General features: G+C 39.4%; 15 protein-coding genes and 1 pseudogene. 4 read left to right on the forward strand and 12 right to left on the reverse strand.

The window, feature by feature from the left end:
* Positions 1–54: 54 nt before the first annotated feature.
* Positions 55–1,857, reverse strand: coding sequence for a DUF885 domain-containing protein (locus tag DWZ63_RS04255; RefSeq protein ID WP_182431440.1), 1,803 nt, complete (start codon positions 1,855–1,857; stop codon positions 55–57).
* A 750-nt stretch (positions 1,858–2,607) separates the two neighbouring features.
* Here DWZ63_RS04255 and DWZ63_RS15920 point away from each other — a divergent pair.
* From DWZ63_RS15920 to DWZ63_RS04275, 3 genes and pseudogenes are all read left to right on the forward strand, one after another.
* Positions 2,608–3,015, forward strand: coding sequence for a spore coat associated protein CotJA (locus DWZ63_RS15920; protein ID WP_243020479.1), 408 nt, complete (start codon positions 2,608–2,610; stop codon positions 3,013–3,015).
* Positions 3,012–3,257 (forward strand): spore coat protein CotJB, encoded by a 246-nt coding sequence (locus tag DWZ63_RS04270; RefSeq protein WP_118498816.1) that lies wholly within the window; start codon positions 3,012–3,014, stop codon positions 3,255–3,257. Before DWZ63_RS15920 ends, DWZ63_RS04270 begins: the two co-directional genes overlap by 4 nt.
* 96 nt (positions 3,258–3,353) lie before the next feature.
* Positions 3,354–3,761 (forward strand): annotated as a pseudogene (locus tag DWZ63_RS04275) (manganese catalase family protein); the annotation flags it as partial.
* Between the two features lie 83 nt (positions 3,762–3,844).
* Here the strand turns inward: DWZ63_RS04275 and DWZ63_RS04280 are convergent.
* From DWZ63_RS04280 to DWZ63_RS04290, 4 genes are all read right to left on the reverse strand, one after another.
* On the reverse strand, positions 3,845–5,413 hold the full coding sequence (locus tag DWZ63_RS04280) for a recombinase family protein (RefSeq protein ID WP_101884088.1): 1,569 nt from the start codon (positions 5,411–5,413) through the stop codon (positions 3,845–3,847).
* 81 nt (positions 5,414–5,494) lie between these two features.
* Positions 5,495–5,638: a hypothetical protein gene (locus DWZ63_RS15625; RefSeq protein ID WP_016440029.1), complete on the reverse strand. Its 144-nt coding sequence runs from the start codon at positions 5,636–5,638 to the stop codon at positions 5,495–5,497.
* Positions 5,639–6,019: 381 nt separating this feature from the next.
* A complete protein-coding gene (locus tag DWZ63_RS04285) occupies positions 6,020–6,256 on the reverse strand; it encodes a helix-turn-helix domain-containing protein (protein WP_199588481.1) in 237 nt (78 codons plus the stop codon).
* Positions 6,257–6,260: 4 nt separating this feature from the next.
* Positions 6,261–6,680 carry a sigma factor-like helix-turn-helix DNA-binding protein gene (locus tag DWZ63_RS04290; protein WP_016440028.1) on the reverse strand — a complete coding sequence of 140 codons (420 nt, stop codon included), beginning with the start codon at positions 6,678–6,680 and terminating at the stop codon, positions 6,261–6,263.
* Between the two features lie 571 nt (positions 6,681–7,251).
* On the opposite strand from DWZ63_RS04290, the gene DWZ63_RS04295 reads away from it, so the two are divergent.
* The gene (locus DWZ63_RS04295) at positions 7,252–7,605 is read left to right on the forward strand and encodes a helix-turn-helix domain-containing protein (protein WP_118498818.1); all 354 of its coding nucleotides are present in this window, start codon (positions 7,252–7,254) and stop codon (positions 7,603–7,605) included.
* Between the two features lie 17 nt (positions 7,606–7,622).
* On the opposite strand, the gene abc-f is transcribed toward DWZ63_RS04295, so the two are convergent.
* The 7 genes from abc-f to DWZ63_RS04330 all read right to left on the reverse strand — a co-directional run bounded on the left by abc-f (position 7,623) and on the right by DWZ63_RS04330 (position 17,075).
* The gene (gene abc-f, locus DWZ63_RS04300) at positions 7,623–9,167 is read right to left on the reverse strand and encodes a ribosomal protection-like ABC-F family protein (protein ID WP_016440026.1); all 1,545 of its coding nucleotides are present in this window, start codon (positions 9,165–9,167) and stop codon (positions 7,623–7,625) included.
* A gap of 381 nt (positions 9,168–9,548) precedes the next feature.
* Positions 9,549–10,451: a conjugal transfer protein gene (locus DWZ63_RS04305; protein WP_347474825.1), complete on the reverse strand. Its 903-nt coding sequence runs from the start codon at positions 10,449–10,451 to the stop codon at positions 9,549–9,551.
* Between the two features lie 18 nt (positions 10,452–10,469).
* Positions 10,470–11,471 (reverse strand): bifunctional lytic transglycosylase/C40 family peptidase, encoded by a 1,002-nt coding sequence (locus DWZ63_RS04310; RefSeq protein ID WP_016440024.1) that lies wholly within the window; start codon positions 11,469–11,471, stop codon positions 10,470–10,472.
* The gene (locus tag DWZ63_RS04315) at positions 11,468–13,618 is read right to left on the reverse strand and encodes a YtxH domain-containing protein (RefSeq protein ID WP_118498821.1); all 2,151 of its coding nucleotides are present in this window, start codon (positions 13,616–13,618) and stop codon (positions 11,468–11,470) included. Before DWZ63_RS04315 ends, DWZ63_RS04310 begins: the two co-directional genes overlap by 4 nt.
* Before the next feature lie 5 nt (positions 13,619–13,623).
* Entirely contained in the window at positions 13,624–16,074 is a 2,451-nt protein-coding gene (locus DWZ63_RS04320; protein ID WP_118498823.1) for an ATP-binding protein, read from the reverse strand.
* On the reverse strand, positions 16,061–16,450 hold the full coding sequence (locus DWZ63_RS04325; protein ID WP_005363216.1) for a conjugal transfer protein: 390 nt from the start codon (positions 16,448–16,450) through the stop codon (positions 16,061–16,063). Before DWZ63_RS04325 ends, DWZ63_RS04320 begins: the two co-directional genes overlap by 14 nt.
* A gap of 127 nt (positions 16,451–16,577) precedes the next feature.
* Complete coding sequence (locus tag DWZ63_RS04330) at positions 16,578–17,075, reverse strand: antirestriction protein ArdA (RefSeq protein ID WP_207664378.1); 498 nt, start codon at positions 17,073–17,075, stop codon at positions 16,578–16,580.
* Positions 17,076–17,077 lie beyond the last annotated feature (2 nt).

Here is a 17,077-nt window from a genome sequence, read left to right on the forward strand (position 1 = left end):
ATCAACATGGCTGTCTGTTTTCCTATCTGCACTAATATAGATAATACTTTTCTTTCAGCCCCGGCTCTGCTCCTTTATCCAAGTATCAAGCCTTTCATTTAATAATGAGAAAGGTGCTTCCCCTATCGACAATATATATTCATGAAATTTCTTCGGTGTGAACTTCTTTCCAAGCTTCTTCTCTGCCTTTTTATACATCTGCTCTATCTCTAAATAACCCATAGTATATTTAAGATAATTTGCCGGCTCTGAAACCATACTGTTATACACTGTTTTACTCTGTTCTATATCAAATCCATATGCCATGAGATATTTTGCCAATTTTGTAAGACTCCAGCCGTTATAATTTATTCCTATATCAGCCTGTGCATAAATACAAAGCGTTGCGATAGTGTTTTCCCGAAGTATCTCTGCCGTTTTCTCATCCAACCCGGCATATTTGTAACTGTAAAGTTCTGCATAAGTCCCCCATCCTTCAACATAACCGCCTATATTAACAACACTTCTGAAAGGAACCGGTGATTTTGAATAGAAAAAGCAGTTCTGGTACAAATGTCCCGGATAACTTTCATGTGCTATTGTTGTAAACGCTTTGCTAAGGTCGTATTTTTTATTTCCGTTAAGATAAACCACATTATTATTATAATTATCTATCGCAGGTGTCAGATAAAAAGCGGGACTTAGACTTTCTTCAAGAGAATGGTCAACATACTTTACCTGACACTTTATGTCATCGGAAAGTGACGGAAAATCCTCTTTCATTGCACTCTTTAAATGTTTTATAACTTCATTTGGCTCAGTATATTTATACTTTACATTTACGGCACTATCATAAATCTTTGAATTTTTTGCAATAATCTCCGAAATTTTCTTCTGTGCCTGCTTCAATTCCTTATCTATTAATATTTCCATTTCTTTAATGCTTCTGTCAGACCCCGTCTTTCGCCTTACAAGATATTCATAATACTTTTTACCATTTTTAAAACCGCAAAGACCTCCATTATTCTTTCCATTACCCTTAAGTGACTCCAATCCAAATACAAGATTTTTGTATGCCGGGATAACTTTATTAAGTACAGCATCTCTATTTTTAGCAATATAATTTTGTTTATCAGTATCATTTATATTGGCAAATCCTGATATTCTCTTTTCAAAAGTCGTAATAAGATAATTTTTATCCGGATTTTTAACAAACGCATTACACTGTTTTATCACCAGATTCACACAAGTATCACTCATAAAAGTTCCCTTACTTGCCTTATATTTTTCATATTTAATGACATTATTAAAATACTCTGGAATAAGATTTAACAGCTTTATGTAATCTTTAATATCATTTTCCGTATAAAAATTATATTCAACAAGCAAAACAGGAAGCTGTGCCTGGACACCCGAAGTCTCACTTAAATACTCCTCAAAGTCCGGATATTTTGACGATTCCAGATTTAGTTTCATCATGTACTCTGCAAGATCATAACAGATTTTCTGTTCCTCTTTCAATTTATCATAATCAAAACTTCTAAGAGTCTCCATCATATTTTCATAAACCGAATAAGTCCCCTTCTGTTCATCAAAATCCATATTTCCAAAACTGACCTCCATATTATCAAGACCATATATCTTTTTATTTTTTAAAGTATAATTCATTGTCAAGGTATCCTGCGAAACGCTGTCAATAAAAATCTGATTTAAAAAAGCATCAAAATCCTCCTGCATCTTTTCAACAGACCTTGAATTATCATAGCCGACACTTTTTTGTAAAACATCAATAACAGAAAAATAATCTCCCCTGACTGCTCCTATCGCCAACAAAATAAAACATAATGAAATAATTACTTTTATTATCCTATTTTTCACTTTACTCCTCATTTCTGCACACATTTTTTTGCATATTAAGTTTGTGTCAAGTGTGCACAGACACAAATCTTGTGTGCGAAAAATCCTGTATATATAGATTTTTCGCACTACTCCCCTGATTTATTGTGAATTTTTCGACATGTTTCTGCACAAAAATATAAAATATTTTAATTATTTATGTTACAATTTTACAAAAGTATGTTAAAATAAATATAGAACTAATTTTAAATAGCCTGTGTAACCAATAACAATTTATATAACCCTATTGGATTTAAAATGTATCTGACCCTAAACTGGTACTACGGCTTACAACATTGCTATACCACACAAAGAAATGAGGTTTCAATTTTCATGAATACATACTCTGAAAACCAAAATACATTACTGCAAACCAACAAATACCAGAAAATGCTGGTATCCTTTTTTGCTGTCTTTAAAATTGACAAAACCATAAATCCAATTCAGTATATTATGTCCAATATTGATATACATGATGAAACTGTCCCTGATTATATTCCATTTCTTATCAACTATAACAATTCTGATTATCTCTTAGATATTATGTTATGGGATTATTCTGAACTTCAATCCTTATAATATAAGTTTTCTTAATATCTACCTAACTATCCCGTCAGTAATATGCTATCTCAGTAACATTTTTCTTATTTCTTCATAAAAATATATAGATTAGATATATAAATATATTCTAATTCTTAAAATATATGATTCCGATAACGAAAGGAATTTCCTATGAATAACATGAATTTCAGATTACAGGCAGGCTGTCAGCATTGTGGTAACTGCAGCTGCTGCTCTCAAAAACCAAATAATACGGTTCCGGGATGCAATAGTCATTCTCAAAACCAGAGCAATATGACTTCCGGTTGCAACAACCACCATCAAAATCAACCACGAACATGCGATTCCGGTTGTGAGCGACCACATTACAGACCACCTGAAAATTGTGCTGATTCAATATCACATATTGATATGCACAATATTCCTATTGGAATAGGCTATGTTCCTTGGCAAAAGTGGAGAAATGTCTATGCCCTCTGCGAAGGTCTTTCACAGGGAACTATTTTTAAAGAACTTGACTATCCGTTTTACGGCTGTATTCCAAATGGATTTTGCAGTCAAAAAGGAGGTGCGAGATGAATAGAGAAAAGCATAACCTCTTGGCATATATCACCCAGGTAAGCTTCGCAATGGACGATACAGTTCTTTTTTTAGACACACACCCATGTGACAAAGATGCTCTGTGTTATTACAACAAATTAAAAAAAGAAAGAGAAGAAGCAGTAAATGAATATACACAGAAATATGGTCCACTTTCTAAATATGATGTCCCGGACTCATGTTACTGGGAATGGGTAAAAGACCCGTGGCCATGGGAATAAAAAATAAACTATTGTTGTTTATTATGGATTTTTAAAGTTTCTGTAAATTTCACGAAAAACAAATATCATTGCGTTTGACGCAGAAATGAGGAGTTTATGTTTAATTATGAAAAGCGATTGCAATACCCTGTCAATATAACAAGGTGCGACCCAAAAGCTGCAATGGTAATAATGAGTCAATACGGTGGTCCGGATGGCGAGGCTGGTGCCGCTATGCGTTATCTCTCACAGCGTTACAGTATGACCGACCGCCGTGTCATGGGTGCTCTTACTGACATCGGCACCGAAGAACTCGGTCATCTTGAAATTGTTGCTACCATTATCAGACAGCTTACAAAAAATCTTACACCGGAAGAAATCAAGGCATCCGGCTTTGATAAATACTATATTGACCACACACTTGCCATATGGCCGCAGGCAGCAAGTGGAGAGCCTTTCAGTGCGAGCCAGCTTCAGAGCACTGGTGATACAATAACCGATCTTTATGAAGACATGGCGGCAGATGGTACGATTGTGTAAAGACAACATTGAGGTTTTAAAAGATAGTTCCCAATAATCTGGCATACTAGCTGCCAGATATGAGAACTTTAGAAATTCCAATGTATCTCAATAGGTACTTCCTTAGTTACAGGGTCTTTCTTACCGACCAATACATAATCAATCAGCTTTTCAACCGTTTCCCTGTCTAAGTGTTCAAGATTTGTATATTGCTCGATTAACTGTCGTCTGTTATCGCCAATCAGCATTTTTCTTTCAATAACATCAAGCTGTTTCTGCGTATCAATTACCAGTTTTTCGAGCCTTTCTTTTTGTGTTGAGAAATCTTTAGATAAATCCAAGTAATCAAGTTCGGAAAGAATACCCTTTACCTTATCTAAATATAGTTCACGGATTCCTTTTGTGTATTCCGCAATCTTTTTTTGATAAGCAGCAATCTCCGTTTCCAAAGCTTCTTTTTGACCTCGCAAGTCATTATTGAATTGCACATTTTGTTCAAGCTCATCTTTATCCAGATATTCTGCGGATAACTTATTAAGTTCATCAATCACAGCTTTTTCCAATTTGTCTACTGAAATGAAAGAACCTATACAAGCGTCCTTTGCTACATGGCGGTTAGAACATTGTAAATAATGCTTACCACGATTCTTTGATGAACGCATTGTATAACCACAATTCATACAGCGAGCTTTTCTGGCAAATAAGCCGATTGTGCCAACTGTGAAAGGTTTTGCCTTTTGAGCTACCAATGCTTGAACCCTATCCCATAACTCACGGTCAATAATCGGCTCATGTGTACCCTCAACTCTGTACCACTCGTCTTTTGGTCTGGGTTTGTTTTGCTTTGTCTTATAAGAAACGCTGCCATATTTCCCTTGAACCATATTCCCGATATAGATTTCATTCACCAACATATCTGATATGGCAAAATATTTCCATAGGGTACTGTTTTTCGTTTTAGGCTGCTTGTAACGCAAACCATGAAGTCGTTTGTATTCCGTAGGGTTTGGTATTCCTCTGTCATTCAGCATACGGGCAATGGCGGTCTTTCCATATCCCTGTGAAAACAGTGTAAAAACTTCTCTGACAACTTCCGCAGCTTCTTCATCAATAATCAAATGCCCTTTTACGTCAGGGTCTTTTTTGTAACCATACAGGGCAAAAGCACCGATATGGTGTCCGTTCTTTCTTCTGTCAGTGAGAACGCTTTTAATGTTTTCTGACATATCCTCTAAGTACCACTCATTCACCAGACCATTTATCTGTCTTGATTTCTTATTTCCTTTATTAGCGGTATCTGCATTATCAACAATGCTGATGAAACGAATACCCCAAATAGGGAAAAGACCGTGGATATATTTTTCCACTAATTCTAGTTCTCTGGTAAATCTGGATTGTGTCTTACAAAGGACAATATCAAATTTACGATTCTTTGCGTCCTCCAACAACCTGTTAAATTCTGGTCGTCGTCTGTCAGAACCAGTGTAATCATCATCACTGTATATGTTGTAGACTTCCCAACCATGCTCTAATGAGTATTGAAGTAACATTGACTTTTGATTCTGAATACTGTTACTGTCGTCTGTTTCTGATTGTTTGTTTCTATCTTCCTCTGATAAGCGGCAATAAATAGCAACTCTTGATTTTGATTCTATCATGCTTCGTTCTCCTTTTAGAGAAGACGAAACAAACTATCTCTACATAATGTTATTATAACATCTCGTAGGATAGTTTGTCTATCATCTGGCAGGAGTTGCCTTTCCTTTATTTTTTTCATATTGATTTATCAACTCTATCCATTTTAGAGTAAATGCTTTTGTAAACGCCGCTCTATCACAATTTTTAAAAACATTCTTGCAAACTACCTTTGCGTCATTTGCCATTGAACCACCTCACTACAATATATTTACAAAGTATGCAAAAATGCTTGTACATTATGAAAGAATTTGTCTATAAATAAGAAGTAATCAGATGGCTTTGGAAAGCTCCACTGGAATTTCACCATTTCCATTCTGATGGGTGAACCGTGTCATACGGGTGTATCATTATTCTGATATACAGGTCATGGCAGCAACTTTTCCAACAGTCGCTTACGGATCACTGGCATGGTCGCTCGCTTCTTTATTCCTCCTTTCGTGGGTCATGGCGTTCCAGTCCGTCGGCTCACCGTATATCAAACGTATCTGATTACTTTATTCATTTTTCAAAGAACACTTGTAAAACGGAGCTGGAATGAGGTGATAGAACACTCCGTATATATTCGCTTATTTCACTCTGACTTCAAAACCTAGAATTGCTTTAATAAGAGCAGCTCTGATTCTGCCTTTCAGTTCCATGTCGACCACAATATACATATTTCCGTGTTCATCATAGAACGGGCGTAAACTTGCTTTTGATATGTAAGCGTCATAGTGATTTAATATTTTCTCTATTGCCACTTCGTCGCCATCAGCAGCTAAACTGATTGTGGAGAATAGAGGACACTTTTTTGTAGACTTCATCATGTTATAATTCCTCCTCATACATATCTCTAATGAGCTTTAGTGAACACATTCTGTTTCTATAAACAGAGTTTCTGGAAATATCCAAAATCTCTGCGATTTCTGCGTCTGGTAATTCCAGAAAATAGAACATCAACACAACATTGCGTCGTCTTTCGCTTAATTTTTTGATTGCTTCACATAATTTCTCATCATACACACGAACTTCTGTACCAAACACATCAAAGGAAGTAAATTCAATCGGGTATTCGTCCGATACACCCAACTGGTTTAATTCCAGCTCTGGTATTTCACAGAAAGATATTTCATGCTTTGCACGTCTGGCAAGTTCTTTGTTGTAGTTCTTTACAGTTCTGCCAATTACCTTACGAGCCAGACAGTCAAATTGAAGTCTTATAGCGTTCTCAAATGAAGAAGGTTTCATAATCTCACCTCCTTTCAAGTTGAAGTTGCTAAAGCGAAAAGGCTTTTTACCTCTTTCCGCACTAACACTCAACACGGAGGGGCGATTTGTAACCCGAATCAGAAAAAAATCAAAAAATTTTTTAAAGTAGCAAAAAAGCACAAGGGCATATAAGAAATGCTGTTCTTGTGCTTTTAAAATTGTTCCTGTTATGTAACGTGAAAAACCATATTCAAGGGTATATTGTGCCGCTGTGAAAGCTAGGATTTTTTTGACAATAACGGATATATTGAAGATTGTCGATTATACAGGTCTTTCAATGCGGCTACCTCCCAAAGCCGCTAACCCAAAACCATTATGTTGTTTTTCTATTGATGGGAAAAGAAAAAGGCGGCTTTTCAACCGCCATCTGGAAAAAGGTATTTTGTGACACGCAAAAACGGTACTGTTAATAGCGGTTTTTTTTATTTGCCGCTATGCAGCACTTTTTAATTGATTTACGCATAATAGGAACTGATAAACCTTACTATACGTTTTTCTATACCTGTTAGAAAATCAACAGGAACAGTAAAATGTAGTGAGGTGATTAAATATGCGTAAAAAAGAAGATAAGTATGATTTCAGAGCCTTTGGTCTTGCCATCAAAGAAGCTCGTAAAAAACGAGGTCTTACTCGTGAACAGGTGGGAGCTATGATTGAAATTGACCCACGCTATTTGACAAATATTGAAAACAAAGGGCAGCACCCAAGTTTACAGGTGTTCTATGACCTTGTATCATTACTTAATATTTCCGTTGATGAATTTTTCCTGCCTGCGTCTGATCTGGATAAAAGCACCAGAAGACGACAGTTGGAAAAACAACTTGACAACCTTTCCGATAAGGATTTAATTATCATGGAAAGTGTCGCTGACGGAATTATCAAGTCTAAAAAAATAAAAGAATAATTTTACATTTATCAGAGTTATTTTTTCTTAATGATATTTTCAATGTTAATTATTTTTTGTGCTATCTCTTTATAAAAAGCAGGTTCGTGAGAAACAAGCAAAACTGTGCCTTTAAATTCCTTTAATGCAATTCTTAAAGCTTGTTTTGCTTGAATGTCCAAATGGTTTGTTGGCTCGTCCATGATAATAAAATTACAAGGAGTAAGAGTTAATAGGCATATTTTTACTTTTGCTTGTTCTCCACCGCTTAATGTGCCAATACTCTGCATTGCGTGTTCTCCTATGATTCCGCAACATGCCAGGTTTTTTCTTACTTCCTTTATCGTAAGGGACGGATAACAATCAGACACTATCTGTATTGGAGTTTCCTTTTCATTTTCCCAATATAAATCCTGTTCAAAATATCGTAACTTCACTTGCTCGGAAAAAGAAAATGAACCATTTAGAACATCTAATTTTCCGACCAATGTCTTTAATAATGTCGATTTTCCAATACCGTTAAAACCAGTTATTACAACTTTCTGTCCACCATTAATAGCAAAATCAATGTCAGATAAAACAGGATAATGATAACCAACAGATAAATGCTTAACGCTTAAATGTTCTGTATTTGTCAAAGGCATTTCACGAAAATGAAAAAATGGCACAACTTCTTTTTGTTCAATAGCCTCCATCTTATCCATTCTGTCTAGTTGCTTTTGTCTGCCCCTTGCCATTTTTGATTTTCTTCCTGCTATATTTTTACGGATAAATTCTTCCGTTTTCTTGATTTCCTTTTGCTGTGCGGAATATTGACGTATATAATTCTCTCGCAGAGCAGTTTTCTTTTTCAAAAATTCCGAATAAGTGCCATAATATTTTCCGATTTTGTAGTTATCTATATCACAAATTCGATTTGAAATTTTTTCTAAAAAACTATAATCATGCGAAACAACCATAAAGGCATTACTTAAACCGCAGAGATATTCCGACAGCCAATCAATATGTTCTTTATCCAAAAAATTGGTTGGTTCATCAAGCAATAATACGTCTGGCTTTTCAAGCAATAGTTTTGCTAATATTACCTTTGCACGTTGACCGCCACTCATTTGTGCAATAGGTCTATCTAAACCGATTGCTGATAATCCCAAACCAGTTGCGACCTGCTCTATTTTCGTATCAATCAAATAAAAATCCTGTCGTTCTAATTCTTCTTGATACTTTGCTGCTATGTCTAAGTTTTGAAAATCACCATCATGTATATTCTCATATAAACAGTTCATTTTTTCTTCCAATTCATATAGATGTGAAAAAGCAGTTTTCAAAAATCTTTTCATATCAAGCTGCATATCAATTTCAGCGTATTGGTCTAAATAGCCGATACTTGTTTTAGGCTGCCATATAATACGCCCTTCATCGGGGAGAAGTTGCCCCGTACAAAGTTTAATCAGCGTACTTTTTCCCGTTCCATTCTGCCCGACAATTCCAATATGTTCTCCTTTGTTTAATGAAAAATCTGCATTTTTATATAAAACATTTTCACTAAACGAATGTGATAAATTTGTAATCTCTAATAAACTCATGTTTCATGTTCCTTTCTCTGTTTTTGAGCATAAAAAATAGGAGGCAAAATACACAAAGTGCAATAGCCTCCTGTTAAAATTATGAATGTATAACAAAAGACTATAGACAAAACATTGCCTATAGCCTTAATTTTTTTACGTTTTATAACATACGGAAAAGAGACAATAAAAGTATATCACTCTATTGCCACATTCCCGATGAAATCTTACGCATTTCTTTATATGCTATACTCTGTACAATGTTTCATCGGATTTAATTGTACAGAGATAAGTTTCTTTTTGGGTTGATTTGTTATATAGTAATTCATAATTTTTCTCCTTTATAAAACAAAGAAATTTTAACACATTCATTTTAATGTGTCAATCTATCAGATTATCTTTTTATCCTACAATCTTCCAGTTACTATCTTTTTCCAGCGTTAAGTCAAACTGTGAAATCTGTGTTGCTTTTGTTCTCTGGTCGAGATACTTCACCGATACCGAAACTTTGACCTGTTCCCCATCTTTGATGAAGATAGGATTTACCAACTCTGAAAACAGATAACCACAGTTTACAGGTTCAAGCACATTGCCAGATACATAATAGGCAAGCTCCTTTTCCGTAGCGGTAGGGTACAGCTTAAAGAATGTTTCCAAGAACTCTGTCACTTCCTCCGTTGTGGCAGCATCCACCGTTCCGTCAGATTCCTTTGTCTTTGGTTCATAGCTGGATTTTGTCGGTGTGCTGCTAATGGTCGAATTCTGTATGATAACCATGTTTCCATTGCTATCTACATGAACCACTACCATATAAGCGGAGGTGTAACCGATTGACGTTTCACCCTCCGTTACCGTCTGATCTACGGAGTAGACAACGGTAAAGTCGTCTGTTCCAGCCTGTTCTATATCCCAAATCTTTACATCTGTTACCGTAGAGCTTGTGGGTATATCCTGCCTTACCGTATCGACATTCAAATCCTGCAAGCTCTTAGTCAGATAATTGTTGATGGCTGCGGTTCTTTTATCAATGGATTCCTGCGTATTGCTCCAAGAATAGTAGGACTTCGCAAAGGCTTTTACAAAGTTCTCTATCCTGTTAGTGTCAACAATTCTTTGTTCAATGACTTCCTTTTCATGTACCGTGTGCATATCAATGGCGGTGAAATTCTTATACACCCCAAAGCTGACGCTTGTAATCAGCACCAGCCATAAGGCAATCACAGTTTTCTTGTGTGTGCCGACTTTCATCACAAGCACTTTTTTCTCTTTTTTCGGTTTTGATTCCTTGTCCTTTTTCTTAAATATCATAGTACCATTTCCTTTCTATTTTGATTTTACCCGACCAGCACCAATCAAGTGTTTCTGCCAGTACGGGCTTGTTAAATCTGCATATCCAATAGGGTCGCCAGCGTGATACATTCTGTTGTTTCCTGCATAGATTCCCACATGGGTGACATACGTTCCAGAATTATAAGTGGAGTGAAAGAATACCAAGTCACCAGCTTTCGCCTGTGACAGCGGTATGTGCTGCGTAGCGTCATACTGTGCCTGTGCGGTACGAGGTAGACTGATACCAGCTTTCCCATAGCACCAAGACGTAAGACCAGAACAGTCAAAGCTGGTGTTTGGATTGCTGCCGCCAAAGACATACTTCCAGCCTTGATACTTCAATGCTTCTTTGAAGATTGCCTGTGCGGTAGCGTCACTGAAACTGGGAACAGCTAAATACTGGTTCACCAGACGGACATAGAACATATTTCCGTACTTATAACGCCAGCCGCCATTTTCCTTAATGGAAATCTCATTCTTATAGGTGACTTTGACACCGCCCGATTTGTCTTTAGCGAAACTGACAGCCAGTTCAAAAGTGTACTTTTTTCCATGCTTCGCCACATAGTCAATGAAGCCACCGCCATAGTTATAGGCTTGTACCACTGTGTCAATGTCACAGCCTTTTGCTTCTGCGGATTTTAAAAGCTCCGAGAAGTATTTACACCCCTGTTTGATGGATTCCTCCGTCGAGAGGGAATTAGGCGGCAACCCCATTGATTCTGACGACTGCATGACGTCCGTAGCTGTACCGCCAGATTCCACCTGCATGATGGCAAGCAGATAGTTCACATAGTCCGAGATTCCGTATTCTTTCGCATATTTTTCTACCGTCGGTTGATGTTTCAGCACTTCCTCTGACAGATTCAGTCCAGAAAAATCAAAGTAGGAAGTGCTGTTTTCTTCATCATCTGCGGTCACGATAAACAGGAACAAAAGCAGACAGATAATCACCGTAAAAATCCCACCGAACACAGCGAAGTGTCTTAGCTTCATTTCTTACCGCCTTTCCTGCTGGTCGTTTTCTTCATGGTTGACGGTTTTGTGGTCTTTTTCTGTACGGTCTTTGTCTGCTTTTGATGTTTGACTGTCTGACGGGGCATATCTGTCACAGTTCCCGAATGTTTTGGTGTAGCTGCTGGAGAAGAAGATTCTCTGGCAACCTGCGTCCTTACTTCCTGTTGCTTTGTGACAGGCTCTTTTGCTCTGGCAGATTGTGATTGCTCCCTCTTAACAGTAGTAGGGCGTTCTTTGATATTCTGTTCTTCTTTAGAACCTGCCGACTGTGGAGCTGCTTTCGCAGATACAGGCGTTGTCACTGGTCGCTCATGCACAGGGGCAGTTCCTTTTGTCACTGATCCTGTGCTTTCTTTCGCTTTATCCAGTTCCATACGTTTTTCCGCAACCGTCTGTCTGTGCTTATCCTGTTTCTCTGCACGACCCTGTTTTCTGGTCGTTTTTTCCTCCACAATACCACGCTTGAAGTCTGATACATTTTCCTGTATCTGGTTTACGCCGCTATGTACTGCATACTGTGCCTGTGTCGGCATATCCTTGACCTGTTGTCTAATGGATTTTGCCTTATCTTTCAAGCGGTCTTTACCATCAAGCACAGCACCGACTTTCGCACCAGCACGTTTCCCAAAAGTGGAAGTATCAGAAGCGGTGTCATGGTTTGGTCGTGTATGACTGTTTCCTTTTGCTGTATCAACCTTGCGGCTATTTGAAGCGACCACCGCACCAGCTACACCGCCAGCAGCACCAGCCGCAACCGTCCTGCCGATTTTACGTTCCAAGCGTCTTGCACTTCTGCCTAAGAACATATAAGGTCGCCGCATGATACGTCTGCCGACCTGCTGTGTATCGGAAGATTGCAGACTGAACATTGCCATTAAGTCACCGAGCTTGAAGTAGATTCCTGCAAAAGTGACTATCTGTAAAAATGCCACCATGAAGAACGGGTAGCCAGAAGAAATGGAGTAAAACATAGTTGAGATACTAAATGCTGTGGTGATAATCAGCGTAATACCTGCCCTTAACATGATGGTATTGAACAGCTTCGTAAGTGCCTTTTTTGCCATGCCCTCATAGGTCGGTATCATGGATAAAATGAAGCTGACAGGCAGGAACATAGCGTAAATGATGAATAGCACCTGTGAGAAAATCATCATGCCAGTAAGCAGGAATACAAAAATAGAGATTCCGATATTGAAGATGAACAGAAATACCACTGTTCCTAATCGGCTCATGGTCTTTGTAACGCTTAGGTTTGCATTGTCCTTATCCTCGATTTCCTCAACCACTATATCTTCTCTGTCGTCCGTATCTGGGCTTGCTTCTAACAGGCTGTCCACACGGTCAGAGCCGAGCTTGTCAATATCGGATTCCCCATACTGCAAGAGCAGCCACGGTTGTTTCACCTGTATGGAAAACAGGCTGTCCCTTATCAAATCCACGCTGTCTTTTCCCTTGCTGCTGGAATCGGGCAGCACAATCTTTGTACCGAGCGATAATGCCGAGCTGCTTATATCAGCGGAAAAATCATTGATTTTACTGATATAGTTCGGAGCGTAGGCAATAAAGGACGCTGACAGGATAAAGACTACAAGGAAGTTGACGACTGCATGAACCGCTTTTGTCGTTTCACTCTTAATAAGTCCTGTGTAGGTGACATAGATACCCATTACCAGAATGAGGATAAGCAGGAATCCCACATAGAATCCCTCACTGGAAAAACCGCTTTGCGTGACACCAGCAAGCGTCTGGATGTTCTTTCCGATAGAGCTTGCGGTATCAGAGATAAAGTCCAGCTTGTAGGCTTCCTGTACCATATATCCCGTTGCATTGGAAATATATAAGCTCACCGTCCAGACAAAATTTGTGATAGCGTACAAGCCATACTGGATACTTTTCCCGATACCATCCAACCAGTTCCAAGGCAGCCAGTCCCACGAGCTGTCAACGTAAAAGTCAAGCTGGTAGTTTTCCAGCGGATATTTAGAGTAGGCGTTAGCGTCACTCACTGTACTGTCAACCAGACCAGCGGCATGAGCCACCGTGCCTGTGATAGATAGGAACACCAGCACACCGAGAACCACCAGCAGAGCGATACCGAAGAATCTCAGGATTTTTCGTTTACGCATAGGCTTCACCTCGATTCTTCCGTCTGTACGGGCGGTCTGGTATCAAAGGCATGGAACAAATCAGCGAATACAGGGTGAATCTGGATAACACCTACACGCCCATACAAATCTTGAAACAGGCATTGTCCGTTCTCTAAGTCACGCAATCGCTTCTGGTTGCCCTCGTCTTCCTTATCCACGCCGAAAAATTCAAGGGTATTCTTGATTTCCTTTATATCCGTGCTTCTAAAGGCAAACTTCAAGCCGATATTGTTCTTCATTTTCTCGTCGTCCACATCACCAGAGTTTTGTGTGACGAAGTAAACAGCGGCGTTCATGGAACGACCAGCACGAATCAACTTGTTAGAGAGAGTCTTTCCCTGTGCCACCTGTAAAAACGTCCATGCTTCGTCCAAATCCACCATCTTGAAAATACTGCGGTCTGAATGGATAAAGTCTAAGGCAAAGGTACTGATGACGATAAGCATTGCCACTGACAATAATTCCATAGTAGTGTATTCTTCAAATTTTGTGTCCTTATCTGGCAGCACAAGGTCTGCTACCTGTATGATGTTGAGCTGCCTGTCTAAGCTGATGGATTGCTCCACATCACCGTCCGAGAATAAGAGGTGTGCAAAGTCATAGTCTGTCATGCTCTCGATATGGTCTGCGATATTTTCTGCAACAGGCGAACCGTCTTTCCTTAATTCATCAATGACATGGAGTAGTCCTCGCTGCTTACTTTGTGTAACGGAACGGATTGCACGTCTAAGGACAGGGAACTTCTCACCATCACGGGAAGAAATGCCCGTAAGGAATGTTAAAATATCAATCGCAAGGCTTTCAGCGTCCTTTGTACGCTTCATAATCACATACGGGTCGAGAAGTCCTTTGTTCCTGTCCTCACTGGTAAGGTTGACTATATTGATTTCATGTGCAATATCGGGTAGTGTTTCCTGCCAGTTGCCACGCTCTGATTTCGGGTCTACAATGACCGCTTTCCCTCCAAACAGCACCGCATAATAGATGATAAGGTTGTTACAGAATGACTTGCCACCGCCGAGCGAACCGAGGAACGCTGCCGCTAATGCGTTGGTGACAGAGCCTTTTACGCCCTGTGCGGCAAGGCTGGGTTTTAGATATACATTTTTTCCTGTGTCAAGGTTGTAACCGATATAGATACCGTCCGTTTCCCCAAGCTGCTGTGTCGCACCGAATCCAAGACCAGCGAGAAAGTCAGAAGTGACATACTGGATATAGTCATTGATGTAACGCTTGCTTGATGGGATAAATTCACCATGTAAGCCGAGCATATCCCCGAATGGGCGTACCAGCTTCACATTCAAATCGTCGTAGAAGTCCTTGACTTCATCACAGCGTCGTTTCAGCTCGTCCAGAGAATCAGCAGCTACACGGATAACGTAAGATAATTTATACATGGATTCCTTTGACTGGTCTAAGCTGGTTTCCAGCTCATTCACCGAATCCAGAGCGTCCATGACATTACTTCCTGTTTCGTTATTGGATTCCCACGCATGGTTATCCAAATCTTTCAATTCCTTTTTCTTATTACGGACTGTGGTTAAGGCTTTCTTATTCGTTACAATCTCTACATTCATGGAAGTGGAAATAGGAAACGTGAATTGCTGCTGTTGATAGTAGAAGATTTCCGAAGATGGGAAGTCCAGCTCACCCACGATATTGTTAATCGTGAAGTAGGCAACATACGTTGTCTGATCTTCACGTTCAATCTTTAGGTATCGTTGGTTTTCCTCTATCATGCAGCGTGTCGGACGGATAAGGTCATATCGCTTTACCAGCGTTTCACGCTTTAGCTTCTTGACAGGCAGCTCATAGGTATAATCACTGTACGCAACACCCGTGTTTCCGTAGATATGTTCCAAGAGATACCCGAAGTCGTTCTTATCCAGTCTGCGGAACTGGAAACGTCTTGATATTTTACTTTCCAGCAGCTTTTCCATCTTCATGAATCGGTTGATTTCATCATTGCTCATGGAAACAAAGTCGCCCATGAGCTTGTGATTGACCTCATAGATAAAATCGGCAAAGGTCATAGCCGCTGATTTTTTCATGCCCTTTAAGCTGATTTCTTCCTCATTCACCAGCAGCTTGAAGCCAAGAAAAAAGCGGTAGTCAATCTGATTTTCCCCAATCATCTCAACCAACGCTTCGGTCTGTTCGTCTACCTTTTTACAGGCTATCTTTTTCAACCTGCCTGTGATTCCTTTCTTTGAGCGTTCCTGCACCGCACGCAAGCTGTCTTCTGTGGCAATCTGTAAGGCATGGATTTTCCCGTCACGGTTCTGGGCGATAAGCTGACGGAAGTTGTCATGCACCATGTACTTTTCCTCTGGTGACAGGAACGAATAATTGTAAGGTGTCAGCTCATAGTAGGCGAAGCACTCACCGTCATGGTTGAACACCAGATTGTTTTCGATATATTTAATCGGGAACATACATCACACTCCTAACTGCTGTAACAGCGGTATTGAATTTTTCATTTTTCAGCTTGATGGCTTTTCCTGCATAGGTCACTTTTGGTCGCAGGAAGAACGAGATACAGGATTTCAAGAACCCAAAAGGCTTTTTCCCGTCAAAGGTCTTTTGTGACACGAACCATGTAAAAGCGACAGGGATTCCAAAGTATTTGAGGAACGCACCGTCAATCATGTTAAAGGGCGGCAGCTCCCCAAAGAGGATAACCACGAACAGCGACACGACAAACCATGCCATCTGACTGAACGTGAGAGGGAACGGGAGTTGAAAGTCGTTAATGGCATAAATGACTTTTTCCACGCTCCAAATGCTTGTATAGCTTTTGATTTTCTTCATTTTTCACAGCTCCTTTCTTTGAAGATTTCTCTTAAAATGGAAACAGCAGCCTGTTTTCACAAGCTGCTGCATAAAAAATACCAGTTCATTGATAACTGGCTGATAATAAGATATTCAGTTGTCATTGCTAATACGGACATTCAAACACGCCATGATTGGTGACGACAAAACGCCCCTCTAAATCAAGGTCACGACCGTAGGCTTCATAGTCTATGTAGTTCCTTATCCTGTCTGGTATCTCACCAAGGCTTTGACATTCATTTATGAAGTAATAGGCAACGTCTGTCATATCGTCACAATCGGGATAATGGATAATGTCGTCTGCGTGTTCGCACAATTCCTCCAAGCTGCTGTAATAGCAGAGCAGCTCTGAAAGCTCGTCCTGTATGTCCTCTGGTAAGTCCTCCACCATTTCACACAGGCGGTTGACTTCCTCAATGGGTGTGTATTCGTCAATCTCAAAGGGCAGCTCATAATCATGGATTGCGTATTCCTCGTATTCATCATTCAAGCCGATACGTTCTGCCATCTCATCATAATCGACAGGCGGTGTGAACCACGCACCTACAAGCTCACCCTCGTTATATTTCCCCAGATTGGCGATATAGATTCGCATTTCTTCGATAC

Source organism: Clostridium sp. AF34-13, from assembly GCF_003477845.1.
GTDB classification, from domain to species: Bacteria; Bacillota; Clostridia; order Lachnospirales; family Lachnospiraceae; genus Butyribacter; species Butyribacter intestini.